The 22,094-nt window shown below is 47.6% G+C and carries 17 protein-coding genes and 1 riboswitch; of the genes, 1 reads left to right on the top strand and 16 read right to left on the bottom strand.

Going from position 1 to position 22,094, the window contains the following annotated elements:
* Positions 1–9: 9 nt before the first annotated feature.
* The 11 genes from araD to KJS63_RS09290 form a co-directional block, all read right to left on the bottom strand.
* A complete protein-coding gene (araD, locus tag KJS63_RS09340) occupies positions 10–699 on the bottom strand; it encodes an L-ribulose-5-phosphate 4-epimerase (RefSeq protein WP_068619058.1) in 690 nt (229 codons plus the stop codon).
* An 81-nt stretch (positions 700–780) separates the two neighbouring features.
* A complete protein-coding gene (locus KJS63_RS09335; RefSeq protein ID WP_213618837.1) occupies positions 781–1,866 on the bottom strand; it encodes a GntR family transcriptional regulator in 1,086 nt (361 codons plus the stop codon).
* A gap of 71 nt (positions 1,867–1,937) precedes the next feature.
* Positions 1,938–3,428, bottom strand: coding sequence for an L-arabinose isomerase (gene araA / locus KJS63_RS09330; RefSeq protein WP_213618836.1), 1,491 nt, complete (start codon positions 3,426–3,428; stop codon positions 1,938–1,940).
* A gap of 239 nt (positions 3,429–3,667) precedes the next feature.
* A complete protein-coding gene (locus KJS63_RS09325) occupies positions 3,668–4,711 on the bottom strand; it encodes a sensor histidine kinase (RefSeq protein ID WP_068619063.1) in 1,044 nt (347 codons plus the stop codon).
* Complete coding sequence (locus tag KJS63_RS09320) at positions 4,708–5,382, bottom strand: response regulator transcription factor (protein ID WP_213618957.1); 675 nt, start codon at positions 5,380–5,382, stop codon at positions 4,708–4,710. The genes KJS63_RS09325 and KJS63_RS09320 overlap by 4 nt, the downstream gene beginning before the upstream one ends.
* A 2-nt stretch (positions 5,383–5,384) precedes the next feature.
* Positions 5,385–7,166 carry an ABC transporter ATP-binding protein gene (locus tag KJS63_RS09315; RefSeq protein WP_213618835.1) on the bottom strand — a complete coding sequence of 594 codons (1,782 nt, stop codon included), beginning with the start codon at positions 7,164–7,166 and terminating at the stop codon, positions 5,385–5,387.
* Positions 7,167–7,269: 103 nt separating this feature from the next.
* Positions 7,270–7,980, bottom strand: coding sequence for an MgtC/SapB family protein (locus KJS63_RS09310; RefSeq protein ID WP_213618834.1), 711 nt, complete (start codon positions 7,978–7,980; stop codon positions 7,270–7,272).
* A 205-nt stretch (positions 7,981–8,185) separates the two neighbouring features.
* Positions 8,186–8,812 (bottom strand): FMN-dependent NADH-azoreductase, encoded by a 627-nt coding sequence (locus KJS63_RS09305; protein WP_213618833.1) that lies wholly within the window; start codon positions 8,810–8,812, stop codon positions 8,186–8,188.
* A gap of 249 nt (positions 8,813–9,061) precedes the next feature.
* Positions 9,062–11,353: a 5-methyltetrahydropteroyltriglutamate--homocysteine S-methyltransferase gene (metE, locus tag KJS63_RS09300; RefSeq protein WP_213618832.1), complete on the bottom strand. Its 2,292-nt coding sequence runs from the start codon at positions 11,351–11,353 to the stop codon at positions 9,062–9,064.
* Positions 11,354–11,494: 141 nt separating this feature from the next.
* Positions 11,495–11,697, bottom strand: a riboswitch (cobalamin riboswitch).
* Positions 11,698–11,754: 57 nt separating this feature from the next.
* The gene (locus KJS63_RS09295; protein ID WP_213618956.1) at positions 11,755–12,984 is read right to left on the bottom strand and encodes a voltage-gated chloride channel family protein; all 1,230 of its coding nucleotides are present in this window, start codon (positions 12,982–12,984) and stop codon (positions 11,755–11,757) included.
* A 166-nt stretch (positions 12,985–13,150) separates the two neighbouring features.
* The gene (locus KJS63_RS09290) at positions 13,151–13,513 is read right to left on the bottom strand and encodes a replication termination protein (RefSeq protein WP_213618831.1); all 363 of its coding nucleotides are present in this window, start codon (positions 13,511–13,513) and stop codon (positions 13,151–13,153) included.
* Between the two features lie 112 nt (positions 13,514–13,625).
* Between KJS63_RS09290 and KJS63_RS26640 the strand changes: the two genes are divergently transcribed.
* Positions 13,626–13,799, top strand: a complete 174-nt coding sequence (locus tag KJS63_RS26640; protein WP_244862543.1) for a hypothetical protein — start codon at positions 13,626–13,628, stop codon at positions 13,797–13,799.
* Between the two features lie 269 nt (positions 13,800–14,068).
* Here the strand turns inward: KJS63_RS26640 and KJS63_RS09280 are convergent, their stop codons facing one another.
* From KJS63_RS09280 to nagE, 5 genes are all read right to left on the bottom strand, one after another.
* Positions 14,069–17,473, bottom strand: coding sequence for a DUF5704 domain-containing protein (locus KJS63_RS09280; RefSeq protein WP_244862542.1), 3,405 nt, complete (start codon positions 17,471–17,473; stop codon positions 14,069–14,071).
* Between the two features lie 28 nt (positions 17,474–17,501).
* Complete coding sequence (locus tag KJS63_RS09275) at positions 17,502–18,752, bottom strand: S-layer homology domain-containing protein (RefSeq protein WP_213618829.1); 1,251 nt, start codon at positions 18,750–18,752, stop codon at positions 17,502–17,504.
* Positions 18,753–18,949: 197 nt separating this feature from the next.
* A complete protein-coding gene (locus tag KJS63_RS09270; RefSeq protein ID WP_082926938.1) occupies positions 18,950–19,603 on the bottom strand; it encodes a response regulator in 654 nt (217 codons plus the stop codon).
* 2 nt (positions 19,604–19,605) lie between these two features.
* Complete coding sequence (locus tag KJS63_RS09265; RefSeq protein WP_213618828.1) at positions 19,606–20,439, bottom strand: sensor histidine kinase; 834 nt, start codon at positions 20,437–20,439, stop codon at positions 19,606–19,608.
* A 177-nt stretch (positions 20,440–20,616) separates the two neighbouring features.
* Entirely contained in the window at positions 20,617–22,071 is a 1,455-nt protein-coding gene (gene nagE / locus KJS63_RS09260; protein WP_213618827.1) for an N-acetylglucosamine-specific PTS transporter subunit IIBC, read from the bottom strand.
* Positions 22,072–22,094: the final 23 nt, after the last annotated feature.

The raw sequence follows: 22,094 nt of genomic DNA, 5'->3' as shown, positions 1-22,094 counted from the left end.
TAATAACAGCTACTTCTGACCGTAATAAGCGTTCACCCCGTGCTTACGCAGAAAGTGACGGTCCAGCAAGGCTTGATCCATAGGCGCTGAATCCGGATTCAACGCAAGCATACGTCCGGCAATCTTGGCTACTTCCTCCAGCACTACTGCATTGTGTACAGCATTATGGGCATCCTTCCCCCATACGAACGGGGCATGGGCATGAACAAGCACCCCAGGTACCTGGTTCGGGTCAAGATCCTTAAATCTTTCCACAATGACATTTCCGGTCTCCCGCTCATATTCCCCTTCGATTTCCGCTTTGGTCATCGGACGTGTTACCGGAATTTCCCCATAGAAATAATCCGAATGCGTAGTCCCATAGGCTGGCAGCGCTCTTCCTGCCTGTGCCCAGCTTGTTCCCCAAGGAGAATGGGTATGCACAATACCGCCGATATCCGCAAAAGAGCGATACAGCACGACATGAGTAGGTGTATCAGAGGAAGGGCGCAGGCTCCCTTCTACCACACGACCTTCCAAATCCACTACAACCATATGTTCTGGCCGGAGCTCCTCATAAGGCACTCCACTCGGTTTAATAACCAAGAGTCCCTTGTCCCGGTCGATCCCGCTTACATTTCCCCAGGTAAAAGTCACCAGACCGTGTTTCGGTAATTCCAGGTTGGCTTCCCAGACCTGTTGTTTCAGTGATTCAAGCATGTACAGACACTTCCTTTATCTTAAAATGTTGTACGTACAAGTTGGTGTAAAAGTCCGCATCGGGACTTCTTCGTTAACCATTTAGTTCCTTTTATATACCGACTGCCGTATAACCAGCTCCGGGTCAAATACGGTATCCTCAAATGAGCTTCCATGCTCAATCATAGCAATCAACTGTCTTGCGGCCAGTTCCCCCATCGCTGTTTTGGGATGAGTTAAAGTTGTAAGCCTTGTACCCGAAGACAGGCTGGAATCATCGAAGCCAATGAAAGAAACATCTTCCGGAATGCGCAGTCCGCACGAGACTGCCGCCTCCATTAAACTCACAGCCAGCTCATCGTTATAACACACCATAGCTGTTGGCCGGTCCTGTTCCCCGCTCTGCAGCAGCTCCAGTGCTTTTTGAAAAGGAAAATCCTGCTTCTGCTCTGTTGTGTATGTCACTACCCACTGCGGAGAAACGGTGATTCCATATTCGCGGTGAGCGGACAGGAAGCCTTTTAACCGGTTGACACCCTGCAGGTCGTCTCTCTTAAAGAAACCCGCAATCCGGGTATGCCCGTTCTCCAGCAAGTGAAGTGCGGCCTTATGTCCTCCGGCCTCATCGTTCACTCTCAGACTGGGGCACTCCAGTTCCCTATACTTCTCATTGATCATGAGATACGGAATGTTCTTCTGCTGCAGATCCAGAAAGTAACTTAGATTTGGATTGCCTTCCGCGCTCTTCGTCGGTTCGATAATCAGCCCGCTTAAGGGCTGGCTTGTCATAAGCTGAAGGCTCTCCATTTCCTTCTCCTTCTTATTGTCTGTGCTGGACAGTAAAAGACGGTATCCATAATTACGAAGCTCTGCCTCAGCTCCACGGACAATGTGCGGAAAAATATAGTCTGATATATACGTTGTAATAATCCCAATCGTCTTGACTTGTTCCCCTTCACGCCTGCCGGGATTTCTTGCAAAGGTCCCTTTGCCTTGAATCCGCTCAAGCCAGCCTTCTTTCTCAAGCTCCCCGAACGTCTGACGGACGGTCTGACGGCTAAGATTGAATTGTTCGGAGATCTCGTTCTCCGAAGGGAACTGTTTGCCTGGCTCCAGCTTTCCGGACTCCAGCCAGGACAGGAGTTCATCTTTCAACTGCAAATACTTAGGAATTCGTCTATTACTCATTACGTCACCTCAGCCACCGCTCTAGTTATCTACCGGTTATTGTAACACAGACTGGGTGAACGAAGCAGATTTCATCGCTGCAGACGGTAGGCTGCGTCACTCCATAACAGTTCTTTTTTAAATTGCTGAACCGTTGTGTTCTTATCAATAATGACCGCTTCGATTCCTGCCATATCTGCCAAATCGCTTAGATTCTCCGCACTAATCGCGTACGAGAGAACGGTATGGTGAGCACCGCCGGCCAGAATCCAGGCTTCCGCCGATTCACGAAGGGACGGCTGCGGCTTCCACAGCACCCGTGCAACCGGAAGCTTTGGCATCGGCTGCTGTACTTTGACACCATCCACAACATTGACGAGCAGACGGAACCGATGTCCCAGATCCACCAGGGAAGCATTGACCGCCGGCCCATCCTGTCCGTCAAAGACGATGCGCGCAGGATCTTCCTTGCCGCCAATTCCAAGTGGATGAACCTCGATAGAAGGCTTGGTCGCTGCAATGGTAGGACATACCTCAAGCATATGAGAACCAAGGATCATATGATTGCCGGGCTCGAAATGGTACGTGTAATCCTCCATGAAGGATGTACTCTTGTTGCCTGACAGCACTTTGAGTACTCGTGTCAGAGCGGCTGTTTTCCAATCTCCTTCTCCGCCAAATCCGTAACCCGCTTCCATCAGCCTTTGCACAGCAAGACCAGGAAGCTGCTTGAGTCCGTGCAGATCCTCAAACGTTGTGGTAAATGCCCCAAATCCACCCTCTGTCATAAATCGCTTCAGCGCAATTTCAAGCTTGGCCTGATAAGCAATTGAATCCCTTACGGGTCCCGCTGTTAAGCCCGCCTGGGTAATCGAGTATTGGTCCGCATATTCGCCAAGGAGGGAATTGATCTCTGCATCACTAACGTCATTCAGCACCTGCACCAGATCTCCAACACCATATCCGTTTACAGACCATCCGAGCTTAATCTGAGCCTCTACCTTATCGCCATCTGTAACCGCCACTTCACGCATATTGTCTCCGAACCGGGCGACTTTGAGCTTGCGGCTCTCCGCAAAGGCGGCCGCTGTTCGCATCCAACCCGCGATTCCATCACGGACCTCACCGTCCTCCCAGTGTCCAACTACGATTTTACGGGTAATCCCCAGCCTTGCTCCAATGTGGCCATACTCCCGGTCCCCATGGGCTGATTGATTCAGATTCATGAAATCCATATCCATTGTCTCCCAAGGAATATCCCGGTTGAACTGGGTATGGAAATGCAGCAGCGGCTTCTGCAGCTGGGACAGTCCGGCAATCCACATCTTCGCCGGGGAGAAGGTGTGCATCCAGGTTACAATTCCGGCACAAGACTCATCGCTGTTCGCTTCAAGAATCAGCTTATAAATTTCGTCCGGTGTAGTTACAATTGGTTTAAATACGATGGGAAAGGCGAACCTGGTATCCTGGTCGAGCTGCTCCGCAATGATTCGGGAATGCTCAGCGACCTCCTTTAAGGTCTCGGGTCCATATAAATGCTGACTGCCTGTAACCAACCAAAATGAGTGCGGTTTCAAAGCCATTCACTAACGCCTCCTACTAATCATTTAAATAGCTAAAGCTAATTCTTAAAAGTACGTACAAGTTATTTTGTTATGTAACAAATTTTCTATTTGTACGTACAAGTTGATGAGCTAATTGTAGCTCCTTAATCCAAAAAACACAACCCTCATTTTTCTAAAATTGCACAATTGGAAAAATAAAAAAAGCACCGTTCGGTGCTTGTGTGCTTGCCGAGGGTTATCCCTCTTCTATAGCCTTATTATTTGTATAAAGTTACTGTAAATTGAGTCCCTTCCCCCAGGACGCTTGCTGCTGACACCTCTCCCTCGTGAATCTCTACAATTTTCTTCACCAGGGAAAGTCCCAGCCCGCTCCCCCCCGCTTCACGGTTTCTGGATTTGTCCGCTTTATAGAAACGTTCAAAGATATGAGGCATATTCTCAGGCGAAATGCCTACCCCGTTATCGGATATCTTCACTTTGATCGAACCGGTTGTTTTCTTCAGTTCAATCCTGATCCATCCGCCTGGCTTCGTAAACTTGATGCTGTTGTGCAGAAGATTAATCCAGACCTGGCTCATCAGGTCCTCCTCGGCCTTGATGGTGGCTTCCTCCAGATCAAGCTCCACATTCAGCTCTTTAGCGCTCCACTGCGTCTCTGATGCAAGCACTACCCGCTGGATCTGCTTGTCCAGGCGGTAGGGGATCTTCTCAAAGATAGGCTCTGCCGATTCCAGAGCAGTCAGCTTAAGCAGATTATCACTAAGCTTGGATAGTCTTTGACTCTCCGACTCAATAATGTCCAGATAATGCCGTTTCGTATCGCTGCTAATCTTATCCTGCTCCAGAAGGACCCTTGCAAACCCTCCGATGGAAGTCAGCGGGGATTGAATTTCATGAGAGACATTTGAAATGAAGTCCTGCCGCATAGTCTCCATATTCCCCAGCTCGCTGGCCATCTCATTGATCATCTCAACCACTTTTTCGAATCCTTCATCGTGATATTCCTTGCTATCCAGCCGGACAGAGAAGTCCCCCTTGGATAAACGCTTCATCGCTTCAATAATTTTATTCAACTTGCGAATCTCCCGTCTCCGGAAGAAGAGGCTGATGATAACGATCGTGATAATAAATAAGAATAAACCCGAGCCAAAAAAGATTAAATCAAGCACATATCCCTCAATAAAGGGCCGGCCTTCGTACTTTGCAATAATATAATGAGCGACCGTCGCTGAGCAGGCGGCCAATATTGCTAATAAAATTAACCCGAGCACGTCCTTCATAACTTGTTTAAACTTTTTCAATCTATAACCTCCAGGCGGTAGCCTAGTCCGCGAATCGTACGTATTTTAAAATCGCACCTCTCTTCATCGAACCTCTCCCGCAGCCGGTTGATATGCACGTCCAGCGTCCGCTCATTCCCTTCGAAATCGTAGCCCCAGATTTCCTCAATCAGCTGATCCCGGGTCAGCGTGACTCCCGGGTAGCTTGCAAGCTTGAACAGCAGCTCGAATTCTTTGAGCGGCAGCGTCAACAGCTCATTCCCCAAAGTAACCTCATAGGTTCTCCGGTTCATCTGAACCCGGCCGGCGGCAACCACCTGGGAGGTAGAAATTTGATACCGCTTCAGCAGCGCCTTCACTCTGGCCACCAGTACAGGAGGCTCAAAAGGCTTGACCAGGTAGTCATCTGTCCCCAGATCAAAGCCTCGCACAACCTGAGAGGTTTCTCCTTTGGCTGTGAGCATAAGCAGCGGAAAGTCATAGTGTGCCCGAAGCTCCCTGCACAGCTGCCAGCCATCCATATTCGGCATCATGATGTCCAAAATGACCATATCAATCCTTTCCTTCTCCAGGAGAGCCAATGCTTCAAGCCCGTCAGAGGCCTCCACAATTTCCATGCCTCCTGCTTCAAGAAAGACCTTCACCAGTTCCCTGATATGAGGGTCATCATCAACGACCATAATCCGTGCCATCATTACTCACCTGTCTTCCCGGTAATTGGTTCCTCATCCAGACGGGAGTTCTGGAACTGCTGGGCAGCAAACTCTCTATACTTGCTGTGTGTCTCGAGCAATTCATTGTGCGTGCCTTTCCCTGTCAGCTTGCCCTTATCGATGAACAGAATTTGATCCGCTCTGACCACAGTGGACAAACGATGGGCAATTACTACGGTTGTTCTCCCCTGCATGAGATTTAAGAGAGCCTTCTGAACGACAACCTCAGATTGGCTGTCCAAGCTTGATGTGGCTTCATCCAGCATCAGAAGCTTGGGATCTCTCAGCAAGGCTCTGGCGATAGCCAGGCGCTGCCGCTGGCCACCTGACAGCTTAACCCCTCGTTCCCCCACATCGGTATTCAGCTTGTCGGGAAGCTCACGGATAAATTGATCTGCATAAGCCATCTCAGCAGCATGCCATATTTCCTGCTCGCTTACCTCTCGTTCAATGCCGTAACACAGATTTTCCCGAATGGTACCGGCAATCATCGGACTATCTTGTGACACATATCCAATTTGTCTGCGCCAAGCGCTTAGCGAGAATTCATCAATATTCTGCTCTCCAAGCCGAATTCTTCCCCCACTCGGAATATAGAACCTCTCCAGAAGGGAGAACATGGTCGTCTTGCCGCTTCCGCTTGGCCCAACAATGGCCGTCACTTTCCCAGGCTCCATTTCAAAGGAAACATTCGACAGAATGGTCTCTTCGGCGTTATAGCCAAAAGACACATTCTCCACCCGGATCGGCTGGTTAGCATCGAGAATCTCCTTGCCCTTGGTGTAATCTTCTTCTTCAGCATTTAAAGTCTCAATGATCCGTTCTGTTGCCCCTTTGGCTTTCTGAAACTGGGTGAAAAATGTGGTGAGCTGTGTCATCGGCATCACAATCTGAATCAGGTAAAGAATGAATGCTACCAGATCCCCTGCTGTAAATGCGCCGCTGGATACCTGCATGCCCCCATATCCAATAATGACCACAAGCAGCATCATCAGGACAAGGGAAATGACAGGGCCAATCCAGGCACTGACCTTGCCCTCACGCACCCCGAACCGGAACAGGTTATTAATGCCTTCCTTCCCGTTGGCATACTCACGCCCTTCGGCGTTGGATGCCTTTACCAGTCTGACCTCGGACAGCACCTGGTTAATCGTTGATGTAAAATCAGCCGTCTCATCCTGCATCCCCTTGGAGATTTTGTACATTTGTCGTCCCAGAGGCACCAAAATCAAAGCAGCAATAGGAATCACCGTGAACATAATAAGCGTCATCCGCCAGTTCAGGTATAATAGTACGCCTATCGATCCCACAATCGAAATGACTCCGCTAAAAAACGATGTGGCATGCTCGGAAATCAACGTTTTGAGGATCAGGGTGTCATTCGTCATCCGGCTGCTGGTCTCGCCAGTCCGGTTATTGTCATAATAAGAAACCGGGAGGACGAGCAGTTTCTTCCACAGCCTGTCCCGAAGTGTGGCAACCACTTTCTGGCCGGCATAATTCAGCAAGAAGATGGACACGCCTCCCGCAATCGTCTGGGCGATAAACGCGGCGGCAATCAGCACAATCTGAACAGGACTGATGGTAGATAGCGAGAAGCCGTCAACCAGATTTTTGGTGAACATTGGGATAACAAGCCCTACCAAGGTAGAAATAACACTGAGCATAATCGCAAAAGTCAGTGCGGGGATGGAAGGTTTGGTCTCCCGGATTAATCCCATCAATGAATTTTTTTTCTTAAGAACTGTAGTTGTATCGTTCATATTTCTCTTCCTTTCCTACACATAACAGGAGGCACCTGGTCCCCCACAGGAAAAGAATAACCGATCAATATTAACTGAACTTAAACCTTGACTTTCCCCAAGCTTACAACTGCTCAATCTCCACACTAACCACATGATCTATCTTCTTAATAAAATAGTAGATCTCCGTTGTGTACTCCTTCTCGGGTGCGGCAATCACCATATCAATCCGCTGTCTGCCGTCCTCAAGGTCCTTAATCCGCAGACGTCTAATCTTGTGCACGGGGCCTTCGGAGGGCTTGCCCGGTTCCCGCTTGCGCTCAATACAGCGGATCAGGTCGGTCATATAGTCGTTGGTTTCCATCACAATTTTGACAGAGACATCACGCTTGTTCAGCTTCTCGGGTCCAATTGATTTGATAAGATAGGGCACAAAGTTCACCGCAATGATAAGTAGAATCACGGCAACTATCGCTTCAACATAAAATCCGGCCCCGACAGAAATTCCAAGCCCTGAGGCGGCCCAGATCATCGCTGCCGAGGTAAGGCCTGAAATCGCATCATTGCTTCTTCTTAAGATTACACCGGCACCCAGAAAACCGATTCCGCTGACAATCTGCGCAGCCAGCCGCATCGGGTCCATATTCGGATGTTTAGGACCGGCAAAACGTTCAAAGGACTCTATGGATACAATCGTCACCAGGCAGCTCGCCACGCAGATAACCATACTTGTTTTGATCCCCAGCGGCTTCTGTTTAAGTTGGCGGTCGATCCCGATAAACAGACCGAACAACAGCGCAAGACACAGTTTAATTATCATTTCACTTTCAGTCATATGTGTGCATTCCCTTCGTTGGTATAGTGAGAGTATACGGTCATTAAGTCACTTTGGCAACTGAAACTAATGCGCTTTCACTTCTTGCTCATTAGCATGTTATGCTTCCTTGAATTCAAACCTCCCAACGTCATTTGAAACACAAAAAAGAGCCTTAGCGGCTCTTTTTCATGATCAATCTATTCAGCTAGGGATTAGAAAATGATTAGAATTTCGCAGCAAGCTCAGCGGCTCTTTTTACCCCATCCTGGATAATGGATTCCGCACGGTCAGGGAATTGGTTATGCCCTTCCACGATAACCGACTCAGGGTTTTTCACTCCCCAGAACGCCAGTGTATTCTTCACCAGGTTCATAGACATTTCTACAGCGTTCATTGGAGCTTCCGAATACACGCCTCCACGTGCTTGAAGCAGCGCAACCTTCTTCTCGCCAACAAGTCCGACTGGACCTTCTGCTGTGTATTTAAACGTCTTGCCAGCTTGGTTCAGGTAGAACATGTAAGTAAGCAGCTGGGCTGGGATTGTGAAGTTCCAAAGCGGGAAGGCGATCATCACTTTGTCGGCACCCAGGAATTGGTCAAGGTAAGTATTCGCCAGATCAGCCAGACGCTGCTCTTCAGCTGTCAGTTCAAAGCCGTTAGCGAGCTTGTATAGACCTGTCATCATGTCATTGTCGTAGTAAGGAAGATCTGCCTCAAACAGGTTAAGCTCAGTAACCAGATCGTCAGGATGATTTTCCTTATAAGATTTCACAAAGCTCTCATAGAGCTTTACAGTTACAGCCTGTTCTACAGGTCTGTTGTTTGCTTTGATAAATAGTACATGTGCCATTTACGAATAACCTCCTAAATGTATGTGTTCAACAACTTGAACTTTATAATGTAACTTTCATAAATAAAGTATCTGTTATTTTTACTATTTTGTCAACAAAAGAATTTACCCTCATTAGCCCCTTTAGTAATTTGCCCTTAACCTACCCGGATATTCGGGTGTAGTAGGCTTTGTTAATGTAAAAAAGCATGGCTCGTTAGTTGAGCCATGCTTTGCTGCCGGTAATACTGGACGATCACATCTGCGGTTCTATAATTGAACCTTCGCATAAGATTCGCGGAACTTCTCGGCAGCGGCCACCATATTCCGCAGGGAGGCGACGGTCTCTTCCGCACCCCGTGTCTTGAGTCCGCAGTCCGGATTGATCCAGAACAGCTTCGGATCAAGCACTTGAAGCGCCCGGTCGATCATGGAAACCATCTCATCCACGGAAGGAACACGCGGGCTGTGAATATCGTATACCCCGAGACCAATTCCCAGTGGGTAGGTGTGTTCCTCAAAGCTGTGAACCAGCTCTCCGTGACTGCGTGAAGTCTCAATCGAGATGACGTCCGCATCCAGAGCACGAATGGAATCAATAATATCATGGAACTCGCAGTAGCACATATGGGTATGGATTTGAGTTGTATCTTTTACTGTCGATGTGCTTAGACGGAATGCGAGTACGGCCCACTCCAGGTAGCTGTCCCAGTCAGATCTTTTCAATGGCAGCCCCTCCCGGAGAGCCGGCTCGTCCACCTGAATCATCTCAATGCCAGCTTGCTCCAATGCCTCTACTTCCTGACGCAGGGCAAAAGCGATCTGATAAGCGACGTTTTGGCGGCTGATATCACTTCTTACGAAAGACCAGTTCAGGATCGTAATCGGACCGGTCAGCATTCCTTTGACCGGCTTCCTGGTCAAGGATTGGGCATACACGGTCTCTTCCACCGTCATTGGCTCCAGGAAGTCGACATCCCCATAAATGATCGGCGGCTTAACACAGCGGGAGCCGTAGGATTGAACCCATCCCCCACTTGTAAATGCGAACCCGGCCAGCTTCTCTCCGAAGAATTCAACCATATCCGTCCGTTCAAATTCCCCGTGCACCAATACATCGATTCCGATCTCTTCCTGTTTCTCAATCCAGTCGCGGATCTGCTCTTTCACGAAATCGCTGTACTTCTCTTGAGACCACTCCCCCTTGCGCCATTTCTGACGGGCAGCGCGAACCTCCGAGGTCTGTGGGAAGCTTCCGATCGTTGTGGTCGGAAGAAACGGCAGCTGCCATCTTTGATCCTGAGCCACTCTCCGTACGGAGAACTCATGCTCTCTCTTCGAAGGCTGCTCAGAGATGTGCTCCAGCAGCTGTCTTACATTCGGCTTATTACGTGCTGGCGAGGATGCCAGGGCAGATAATGCATTACGGCTTTCCTGGAACGCTTCCTCAACCTTCTCTCCATTGGCCTCGCGAGTGAGCAGGACAAGCTCGGTTAGCTTCTCCTCTGCAAAGGCCAGCGCACCCTGCAGAACTGGATCCAGCTTGCTCTCTGTGCGCAGGGTTACCGGAACATGCAGCAGACTGTTTGAAGGCTGTACGATAATGTCGGCATCCTTGGCCAAAGTCTTAATTTCCGCCAGAAGTCCGGCCTGTTGATCCAGGTCCGCACGCCAAATATTCCGTCCATCAATAATCCCGGCCCCCAGCGTTTTGTCCTGCGGGAAGCCAACCTGACGGAGTGAATCCAGGTTATGGCCGTTATCATGAACGAAATCGAGGCCAATCCCTTGAACGGGGAGTTCCGTAATTTGGGCATAATGTTCGAGGGCTCCAAAATAAGTTTGAAGCAGCACGGACAACCCAGTTACCTGCTGATTTATTGCAGTATAAATATATTTTATATAGGCGAGGTCCTGATCATCGACACTGGTAACCAGAATCGGCTCGTCAATCTGAACCCACTGTACGCCTTCCTGCTTGAGCTCTGTAAGCACCTGAATGTAGAGAGGAAGATATAAATCAATGACTTCCTGAAGTTTGGACGTATCATATCCCTTGGACAGCTTGAGGAAAGTATACAGACCTACCAGCACCGGACGGCCTTCAATCCCCAGCTTCTCCTTGGCTTCCTTGTACGCTTGAAGAGGACGGTTCACAGTCAGCTCAGGTTTAATGCCTGATAATTCCGGAACGATATAATGATAGTTCGTATTGAACCACTTGGTCATTTCGCTGGCTGACGCTTCCTTGTTCCCGCGGGCAACTGCATAATAAGTCGATAGTGGAACTTCTCCTCCCTGGTAACCAAAGCGCTCTGGAATAACCCCAAACATCGAAGCAGTGTCTAAGATATGATCGTAATAAGTAAAATCATTCACAGGAATGATGTCCAAGCCCTTGTCCTGCTGAAGCTTCAAATTGCCAAGACGGATTGTTTCAAGCTGCTGATGAAGTTCCTGTTCATCTGTCTTGCCTGCCCAAAAAGCCTCAATGGCCTTCTTCCATTCCCGGTTCTCTCCTATACGTGGAAAACCAAGGTTACCGCTGCGTAAGTTACCCATGTCCTACCCCCATCATGTAATATTTGTAGTTAAACATAATCAAAAAAGGGCTCTCTCTAACCAAGGGTAGGTTAAAGAAAGCCCCATAAGTGCACGAAAGGGTGGCTGAACTTTAACACCTCCCTATCTCCCGTAGGTACATCAGTGCTGTTAGAATAGGCAGGTCTCCTGGCTCTCAGGATCAGCATCAAATACAAACCTTCCCAGCTTCATGGTATAAGCCAGTGGCAATAATTGTATTTGACTCCCCTGTTACAGTGGCGGGACCGCGCCGGGTTTACACCGGACTTCCCTATTAAGTCTTAAACCGTCTGGCTTAAGACACCTATTCCCTTTTATCCAATTATGTTTACTTGGATTAACTATACATCAACCTTTTGCACAATACAATTGATTTTTACTCATTCTTTCCTATTTAAATCAGACAGCGTCTCCCCGCCCTTCAAGATGAACAGCTTAGATTTGGACGCACCCACCTGCTGGGAGGTATAGATTCCCGTGTGCCCGGAGAACAAGTAAGCGACGATACAGGCAAGCAGCATGTAGACCGAAGCCCCAGAACCAAACAATTCGATTCCCATGACAAAACAAGCCAGCGGCGTATTGGCCGCCCCGCTGAATACTGCAATAAACCCGAGTGCGGCAAAGAATCCAAACGGTTCGTGAAACACTGCGCCTAGTGTACTGCCCAGCGTTGCCCCGATTACGAATAACGGGGTGACCTCCCCGCCGAGAAACCCGGCCCCGAGCGTTAGTGCGGTGAACAATAACTTGGCCAGAAACGCAAAATCCGGCACTTGTCCACCAAAAGCCTGCTCAATCAAAGGGATGCCGAGCCCCAAATAATCCCGGCTTCCGAAAATAAAGACCAGCAGGATGATAACAAGCCCCCCTACAAAGCTGCGCATGGCAGGATGTTTAATCCACTGGACATAAACTTTCTTGACCCAATGAGTTAGTGTGCTGAACAGAAGGGCAGTCAGCCCGAATGCAATTGATGCGATAAGCACCTTAAGCAGTACAAGCCATGACAGCGCCGGTACACTTCCTATGTTGAAATGCACATGGTGAATCCCCCAGGCATCAGTCACCACGCTGCCGACGAATCCGGCAATAAAACAAGGCAGCAGCGCTTCATAGCGCATCATCCCGATGGCAAGCACCTCCAGGGCAAACACCGTTCCCGCCAGGGGCGTGCCGAAGACGGAGCCGAATCCGCCGCTGATTCCGCACATCAGAATGATACGGGTATCTGCGGCATCCAGGCGAAGAAGGCGTCCAAGCCGGGCTGCCAAGCTGCCGCCCATTTGAATCGCAGTTCCCTCCCTCCCCGCTGAACCGCCGAACAGATGGGTCAGGATCGTTCCGCCAAGCACCAGAGGCGCCATGCGAAGAGGAATGGTTTCTTTGCCGTGGTGAATAGCCTCCAGAATGAGGTTGTTCCCTTTCCCGGCATTTTTTCCATATTTATAATACAGATAACTCATGAAGGCTCCTCCGACTGGAAGCAGGTACAGGAGCCATGGATGGCTCATCCGGCTGTCCGTAGCCAGCTCCAAGCCAGCCAGGAATAGGGCTGAGGCGGAACCCGCTAAAATCCCTACCATGCCCGCAATCAGAATCCATTTCATAAGAAAAACTACCAAGGCCGCTTGAATATAGCGGCTCGAAAATCCGTGAATCCGGTCACGGAGCAGTATAAATTTGTTGTTCACGTTTATATCTCCTTAAATGTACCGCTGCGGCAAAATCAAACAAACTAAATAACTCAAATCCCTCACTCGCCGCTATTGCCCGTTAACTGAAATTATCTTGCTCCGCTTTATGGAGTATCCCCAGGCACCGGTCGAGATCCATCTTGACCTGTTTGCGATAGAGATCCGCCTTGTCTTTTCCATCCGTTGTGAAATGATACAGAACGATCTCCTGAAAATCTACACTTGGATCGTTACCTTTAAGCTTCTTGGTCCGGTACAGCACGCCCTCCTGAACAAGCTCATGAAGCGCCCGGTAAATCTCGCTTTGGGGCGGCACATAACCATAAGGCTTAAACTCCTGCTTAAGATCCTCTAACATCTGATATCCATACCCACGGCGCTCTTCCACCATTTTGATTAAGTATAGTTTCAAAAAAGCTCTTTGAGCAATCATAAATGCCATATTTGTCCCCTCCTTATCTAAGTGTTGAGACTCGATAGAACTATTATATGAAATTTTCATAATAGTGGTCAATTCACTGTTTTTCTTCTTTGAGATGGATTGAGGAGGTGGATTGGCTGGATTAGGAGTGATAGTAAGTAGGGAGGGAATTAAAATTGTTTTTTCTATTGTGAATTTTTCATATGTTGTAACTTTCACTTATGTGGTTATTTCGTTTGTTCGTTTGAGTGTTGGTTGGTTGGTTGGTTGGTTGGTTGGTTGGTTGGTTGGTTGGTTGGTTGGTTAGTTTCATCGGTTCGTCGTTCGTGGCTTCTTAGTTGGTTGGTTACATTGAATCGGCGTTTGTTGATTGGTTCATTGATTGGTTAGTTCATCGGTTTCTCGTTCGTTGGTTCTTAGTTGGTCGGTTACATTGAATCAGCGTTTGTTGATTGGTTAGTTCATGGGTTTGTCCTTCGTTGATTCATTGGTACATCAGAAACACACCCCTCTCCTGCAAGGAAAGGGGTGTGTAGGTCAAGCTCTGCAGGCATATTCGCAGCAGGATGGCCACAACTAATGGGTAACATTTGACCGAAAATCATCCCGGCTTGACTTGTCCGCATGGTAGAACAGGGCGTCTCCATCAAGCAGCGAATACCGTTGTCCATACGGATTAACAATCTTTCGCGAATATCCCTCCAGCTGCCATTGATTCATAAGAGGAGCGTGAATATACTGTAAACGCGGTTCCTTGCTATTTCCCTGGTCAATAGTTTCAATATCAAAGTTGACGATCAAATAACCATGCTTTAAGAATATCGGACTTCTGTTTGTCAACCCGCCGTGAGTCCGCCCATACTCAGCCAGATTCGTACCGGCTGGTACCGCGTAGATATCAGCAGGAAGACTATATTCCCCGTACCACTTCTGTACCGAGGCATTTGCTCTATCCGGGTCAACTCTGGTAGGGATGCCCTCCTTAGGACCAATAAATGTACGGACTCCGTCTGGAAGGGTCAAGGCTCCATACCCTCCAATCGGTATTTTTTTCATGGACACCTTAGTCCTGTACTCTTGAGTGAATAGCTCTCTGCCAATATCGGCAACCTGTCCAAAATTGTAATAATGATCAAATTTATACCTGGCCGTATCATTTAACTCTTCCGCCGGAACGTTTCGCAGGGGTTCATTCAGAATAACGTACCGTTCAACCTTATCATCCGGCGAGCCTATTTTCACAAAATTCTGGGTGTCACTCTGATAATATACATCTACCAGAAACCTTGTCTCCCCATTCTCACTCGTATAGTAAAAGGTTGGTTTTATAAGAACCGAGTCACTTACGTCAAACATATTTCCTTTACTCTTCAAATCAAATTTGAAATGATAGCCTGTCTTGACGGCTACATTCTTATATCCCCAATCGGGGTGGCTGCCAGGACGGATAGGAAGTGTGAACGGAGAACTGTTCCCTCTACGCTCCCCATCAATTCCATTTAGACCAACCCAATAGGAATTCCCCGTAGGCACAGTGCTTCCTCTCTGCAGTCGAAATACTTGTTCCCATAAATAATCGGCAATATCAGTGACATGGAAATCATACACCCTCCCGATTACCTCGACTGGAATAAGTTCGGAAGCCGTATGATGGGCCAGATCAAGGTTTGCATTTTTTTGTTCCGTAAAAGAAGCAGGGGCATTCTCGGCAATATTCCGAAATTCCACATTATAGCTTCCCTCATCCACCCATACGGGCATTTGGAATGTCGTATATTCTTGGGTTATCGGGATGTCTATCCATGTGCCTTTGTAAATATAGCTCATCTTGTTTGCATCGTAGACATCAAACGGGAATCTCACCTGCTTGATCTTGAAATATTTAGTGAAATCACGATTCCCATAACCAGGCTCATTAATGTGCTGACCCGATGTGGGCATATGTATGACAAAAGGCCGGTCCAGAATTATAGCTGCTTTATCTTTGCTCGGCACGGTCTTCTGATTATGTGCCTGGTCATCCGATACGGAAGAATAGTTAACGACAGGTGTATGTACGGTTACATTGTTAATTCGCTCTATCGAAAATTCCCTATCTTCTCCACCGTCTACATTTTCGGGAAGCAGCTCGTAAAATATATTACCGCCGCTCTCAGTATTGGCTCTATTCTGCAAGCTGCTGCTGATTAACAGCCGATCCTGGTAAAGTACCTTATCCGGAATTTTTGTTGGGGCAGGAATAGTTCCAGGGGCCGGTCCTGAACCGCTCACGGTAGAATCGTTCATGATGGTCTGTCCGTTAAAAATCAACTTGTCGTTCTTAACATCAGGCTGACCGGTCTGGGCTTCGGCTATTCCTTTTAATGTACCTTCGTCATTAGGGACTTCCGGTGGGTCATAACCCGTCGTCTCGAGCACCGGAGGGGTATAGATAATTTCTCCCGTTTCCTTAGGAAATACATGATCGTTCACGTCACTGTGATTCTCAACCTCTAGGCTTGGAGGTGTATATCCAGAAGGTGTTAAAGTCACTTCACCCCCAGGCAGAGCATAGTTCTTGAGCTTCGCTCGATTGATCCCAAAGACCTCCAGCTTTTTGATCTCCCAGTAGGCGTAGTTTCGGGGAGTCAATTCAAAGGTATAGGGCTTATTGACTTCGTCATTCCTGTCTTTATCATCATGCTTGACCGGTTTCCCGTCAGGGCCTTTGGTGTCTGGAACCTTCTCTTTCCATTTGCGAATATACTTCACATCTACCTTGCAGCGGTAATCCACAGTCCCCTTCATGTTTGCGAAGGAGTTTTGGAATAAATAATTCAGGCCCCAGGCCTGTGCATATAGATGCTCACTGGTCGGGATAGCCTTAACAGCGTCAAAATGCCGGCCGTTCGCGGCATCATCGCTTAAAATCTCGCCGGTAGAGTTAGGATTCATGAACGAGGCCGTTGGGTTGGCTCCCATAGAGGGTGGATTGATAACTGGTGTACAGGAGCTGCTGCCAGATGGCTGCCCAGGGTGTGTGTTATCATCTACATCTACAGCTATAACTTTCTCGGTATGAAGCCAGTACTTCCCGCTCCTCCAGTCCACACTGATCGTAGATGTCCCCTTAGCTATCCCCCTCACTTCTCCCGTAGGACTCACCGTAGCCACACTTGTGTCACTGGATTTCCAATCCACATCACTTCTCGATGATACATCTGCAGGAGTGCCATATGGTTTTTTGGCTTCCGATGTGGCTACTCCTGCTCTATAATTTGTTGATTTATTTACGGCAATTCTATCTGCACCGGTGAGAGTAATTTTCTTTTTCTCAACATAGCTGGCTCGCCAAGTGACGTGGACCTGGGTGGTGTAGCCCACGCTCCACTTATTGCCTGAGAATTTTTCGTGTTTGTTGGTGAAATAGGCATCTGGCGGACTAGCGCTTTCGATGTCACCACCAATAACGGAAGTAATAATCAGGTTAGCGCTATCGGGGATATCTAAGGCTCGTGTGGTGCTGGTTTGATCTTCGAGAGGGGTTTTATTATTCGCCCCAATGATTTTAGGATCTGTCATTAGTAAAGCTGTCTTACCTGCTCCATCTAGTAAACTATAGTCCTTCTTCGGCAGGTATTCAGACTTAGTCATATTAATCTTATTTTCAAATACTGGTCCTTTCTCTGGATAAGGAGAACTTAATGATCCTACGGAGTTATAGAGCACTGTGCCCCGATACGTTTCTGCCATCCACTTTTTATCGTCTCGTTGAAAGAGATAAACTCCAGGATTTGCATCTGCATCTACTTCACCTTCTCGAACCCAGGTTTGTTCTGCCTTTCCTCCTTCAGTGACTGTCTCTTTCATTGGTTCTACATTTGGCAGCTTAGCGCTAACATAGCCGCCCGCATTGACGATTAGTGAACCCACCCATAAAAGATTAGGAATTAAGATCACACAGGTTAGTCCAACCATTAAAGTCCGCCTTAAGTATCTCATAAGTTAAACTCCTTAAATCGAAAAACTCTTAATCTTCCTTGTAAATACTAAATGTCTTACCACTGATCGTAATAACTGCGCCATTTTGTGTGTCGTAAATCGGGAGATTAGAATTCACAAATCCGTTCCCCCAGAACTTTGTTTCAAAGCCTTTCTTGAAGAACTTCTCTTTGGCAACTAGATCCATGCGTGGCATCGTCTTAATCCCATACTTACTGATCGCCCCACTCTTAAAGCCTATCAAATGCAAAAATGGGTCGTTGGATGAATTGAGATAAGTCATCACGTCCATATTGTCAACATTTGAGTTGACGGTATATTCTACAAAAAGCTCATAACGGTTCTTTTCCATCTTAAAAGCTGATCCATAATTCTTATCAACAAACATCTTCCCGTAAAGATTTTTTACTTCCGTTGCCTTTGAAGCGTTGACCAAAACAAAGCGATTCAATTTGATCGTGCCTAGATTGTTGTTAAGTTTGTAAGGAACGTTCCGAATGTTCGCAAAAGCAGCTTCCCTACCATCATCATATTTTCTATGTTTAAACCCCAAACTAATCGCATTCGTGCCCGTCAGTCCAACCTCCCGCATCTCCTTCAAATCCTGAAATGCCACCGGCTTCTTATCCTGAATCGCCTCAAACCTCCGCAGGATCACCGCTGCCTCTGCCCGGGTCGTCGTCTGACCAGGACCAAATCGGCCGTCCGGATAGCCTGCCATCAAGCCTGTTCCTAAAGCAACGGAAACATACGGATAGTCGGCCTTATTCAGCCCGCCCTTGTAATACTCCGCCACCGGAACAAGGGTATCCGCCGTATCGGCCAAGGCTTTCTTGAAGTCCTCATCTTTCGCCGCAAGACCGGAAGCAACCCATTTCGCCAGCTCCCTGCGAGTCAGCGGTGTGTCTGGATTGAAGCCATTAGGATAATCGCTTGGAGAGATAAATCCCTTGCTTACCGCCACATTGACCTCATTCTGACTCCATCCGGGAATACTGCTGAAGCCTGTTGTCCCCTCATCTGGCGTATTATTAGAGACGCGTGCGAGAATCGCCGCGAACTCAGCCCGGCTTATCGTAGCTTCCGGACGAAAATTTCCTTTCTCATTCCCCTTCATATACCCCTTTCCCGCAGCATATTCGATATCGGCTTTGGCCCATCCTGGAAGCTTGTCCTTGAAGCCGCTAAAGCCCTCAGCTGCTGCAATCCAAGGGCTAGCCGTGAGCCCTGATGTAAGAATCCCTACCGCCAACAGAGATAATGCCAACCTTTTTTTCATACCTGCACACTCCTCAATTATGTATTCACATCTCAAATAATCAGCCAAACGGGTTACAATATGGAAAATTATAGGATAGTACTTTATTACTTCTATGGCTTAGGCATACAGTCCTTCTTATATCTGTAAAAACAAAAAAAGCCGCCACCTTGTACCCAAGGAAGCGACTTGATGCTTTAAAGTCCTGCAACTGTGATTCAGTTAGTCGTACGTTTAGTAACCCAGCCCTGTTCCAGGGCATACCGGGTTAATTGAACCCTATTCTCCAATTGTAGCTTATGTAAAATATTTTTCAAGTGGTTTTTTACAGTTTGATCAGATATTTGTAATTCTCCTGCAATTTCCCTATTGGTTAGTCCCCTGGCTACCCAGTCCAGAATCTCCCTCTCCCGGCTGGTCAGTGGATGATCCCCTACCTCCTGCCTAGGGGCTGCCGGAAACTCTTGAAGAATTTGATGTGCCAAATCCCTGGACATCGGTGCTTCATCCGTCATAATGGCTCTTAAATATTCAACCCATGTGGACGGAGACAAGTTCTTCAGCAGAAAGCCCTGAGCCCCTTGCTTTAAAGCTTCAAACAAATGGGCAGCATCATCCGATACAGTGATCAGTACAATTTTGACATAAGGGAACCTGAGCTTGATCGTCCGGGTTGCCTCCAGCCCATCCATACCAGGCATATGAATATCCATCAGGATAAGATCAGGCATGTATTTCTCCGTAAGCTCCACGGCCTCTTTCCCGCTAGATGCCATTCCAATAACCTCAAATGAAGAGTCCTCCGCCAAAATATCACAAATTCCTTCCCTCGCATGGGCATGATCATCGACCACCAGTACACGTGCTTTCATCATCATTCCCCCTTTCTGCTCTCAATTCGAACCAGCGTGCTTCCCTCTTCCGAGCTTATGGACAGGTTCCATCCCATCTCCTCTGTTCGTTCACGCATAATCTTGATCCCATACTTATCGCGGTCCTCCAGATAGGATTTATTTCTGAATCCTGTCCCATTATCCCTGATGTCCACATGCCACGCCTGCCTGTTCCCTTCCCCATTCACAATAACCCGACTAGCCGAAGCGTGCTTTCTTACATTAAACAAGGCTTCCCGGATACACGCCAGAAGCTCCACTTGTTCTCTTGCTGTGAATCCATCCTCATCCAGGTTCCAGCTTACCTGCGCGTGGACCTGGGCCTCCTCAGCTAAATGACCGACCCGGTGTCCCATCGTCACCTGACCGTCTTCGCTGCGGTCTCCAGGATATTTCAGATTGGAGATCGACTGACGCACGTATCTGTTCACCTCATGTACAGTTTTTCGCAGTTCATCCAGACCTCCTTCCGCTCCTGCCTGGGTCATCTGGCGTTCAGCCTTGTCGATCTTGACCGACAGCAGGAATAAGGACTGGGCGATTCCATCATGCAGTTCTCTTGCAAGCTGCTCTCTGGCTTCCAGTTCGGCCTTATGAGCCCGCTCCACGTTCAATTCCTCCTGTACCCGCTCCAGCAGCGCAAACAGACGGTACAGAAGCGTAACACTGACAACAAACAAAATAACCGGGGTAATAAAGTTACCAAGTCCCATTGAGATATATGGTATTAAAAATTGGTGTCTAACAAACTCCCACAACCCTACAATAATGGAAGGCACAATCAATATAATCCATTTAATTTGCCTGTATGACACATAAATCCCCTGCCTAACCGTATGAAAATAACCTTCTCGTCCGAATATACGATATGGCCTGGGGTGAAGCAAGATAAATAAATGAAACTTATTTGTCGTTCTCACGTTCTAACTATTAAGCGAAAAAAACAGGACGGAACTGATCCGCCCTGTTTCTTGAGTACCCTGATAATCAACTTACATCAGTTTCTTAATATCGTCCTTGATCGCTTCGGATTGAGGTCCGAATACAACCTGTACCGCGCCTTTACCCAGACGCATAACCCCAGAAGCACCTAGTGCTTTCAGATTCGCATCGTTTACGGCTTTTTCGTCTTTTACAACCAGACGCAGGCGAGTAATACATGCATCAATGGATTGGATGTTGTCCGCACCACCGATGTTAGCCAAGATTTTGGCCGCTTTGCTGTCACCTGGAGCAATTGTATTAGAAGTGCCTGTTTCTTGGCCCTCTGAAACAAATTCATCTTCACGTCCAGGAGTTTTTAAATTCATTTTTGCAATCAATACTCTGAATAAGAGATAGTATACTGCTGCAAATACCAAGCCTACAGGAATTAGAAGGAGCGGCTTAGTTGCAAGCGGATAGTTTATTGCATAATCGAGGAAACCTGCTGAGAAACCAAATCCGAGTTTAACACCTAGTGCATACATAACGTATCCTGCAACACCTGACAAGATAGCATGAATACCATACAATACAGGTGCAACAAACATAAAGGCAAATTCAAGTGGTTCTGTAATACCTGTTAGGAATGAAGCAAATGCTGCTCCAATAAATATTGAAGCTACGGCCTTGCGTCTCTCAGGTTTGGCAGCATGAATGATCGCAAATGCTGCTGCTGGAAGTGCGAACATCATAATTGGGAAGAAACCTGTCATAAACATACCCGCTGATTTGTCGCCAGCAAAGAATCGGTGGAGGTCTCCGTGAATGACTTTACCCACTGCATCTGTGAAGTCACCAATCTGGAACCATACGATAGAGTTAATAATATGGTGCAATCCAAATGGAACCAATAAACGGTTTGCAATCATGTAGAATGCACTACCGATACCACCTAAGCTAACAATCCAGTTACCAAAAGTATCAAGTGCACTTTGTACAGGTCCCCAAATCAGACCAAATATCAAGCCTACAACAACCATCGTAAAGGCAGTAACCATGGGAACAAACCGTTTACCGCCAAAGAAGCCAAGCCAGTCAGGCAGCTTTATGTTATGATATTTCTTATATAGAAATGCTGCGATACACCCTACTAGGATACCACCTAGAACTCCCATGTCCAGCTTTGCATCTTTACTCATTAGGTTATCAAAAACAGTCGGAACCTTGGCAAGAACACGAAGCAAAATTTCATACCCAATGGCAGCGGATAGAGCAGCAACTGCGTCACCCACAAGACCAATGGCAACCCCGATTGCAAAGATTAGGGGTAAATTGTCAAAGATTGTAGATCCCCCCGCGTCAAGAAAAGGGGCAATATACTTGTTTAAAAATTCCCCCGCACTACCCATGTGGAAGTCCTTGACATAATCAATGTTACCAAACCGCATAAGAATTGCTGCTGCAGGTAGCGAGGCAACCGGGAGCATCAAGGACTTCCCGATTTTCTGAAGAAATGCCAACATCTTACTTCACCCTTTCAAATATA

The organism is Paenibacillus sp. J22TS3, from assembly GCF_018403205.1.
Classification (GTDB): domain Bacteria; phylum Bacillota; class Bacilli; order Paenibacillales; family Paenibacillaceae; genus Fontibacillus; species Fontibacillus tuaregi.
The sequence above is the reverse complement of the archived record's forward strand: the minus strand, read 5'-3'. Positions and strand labels throughout refer to the sequence as shown.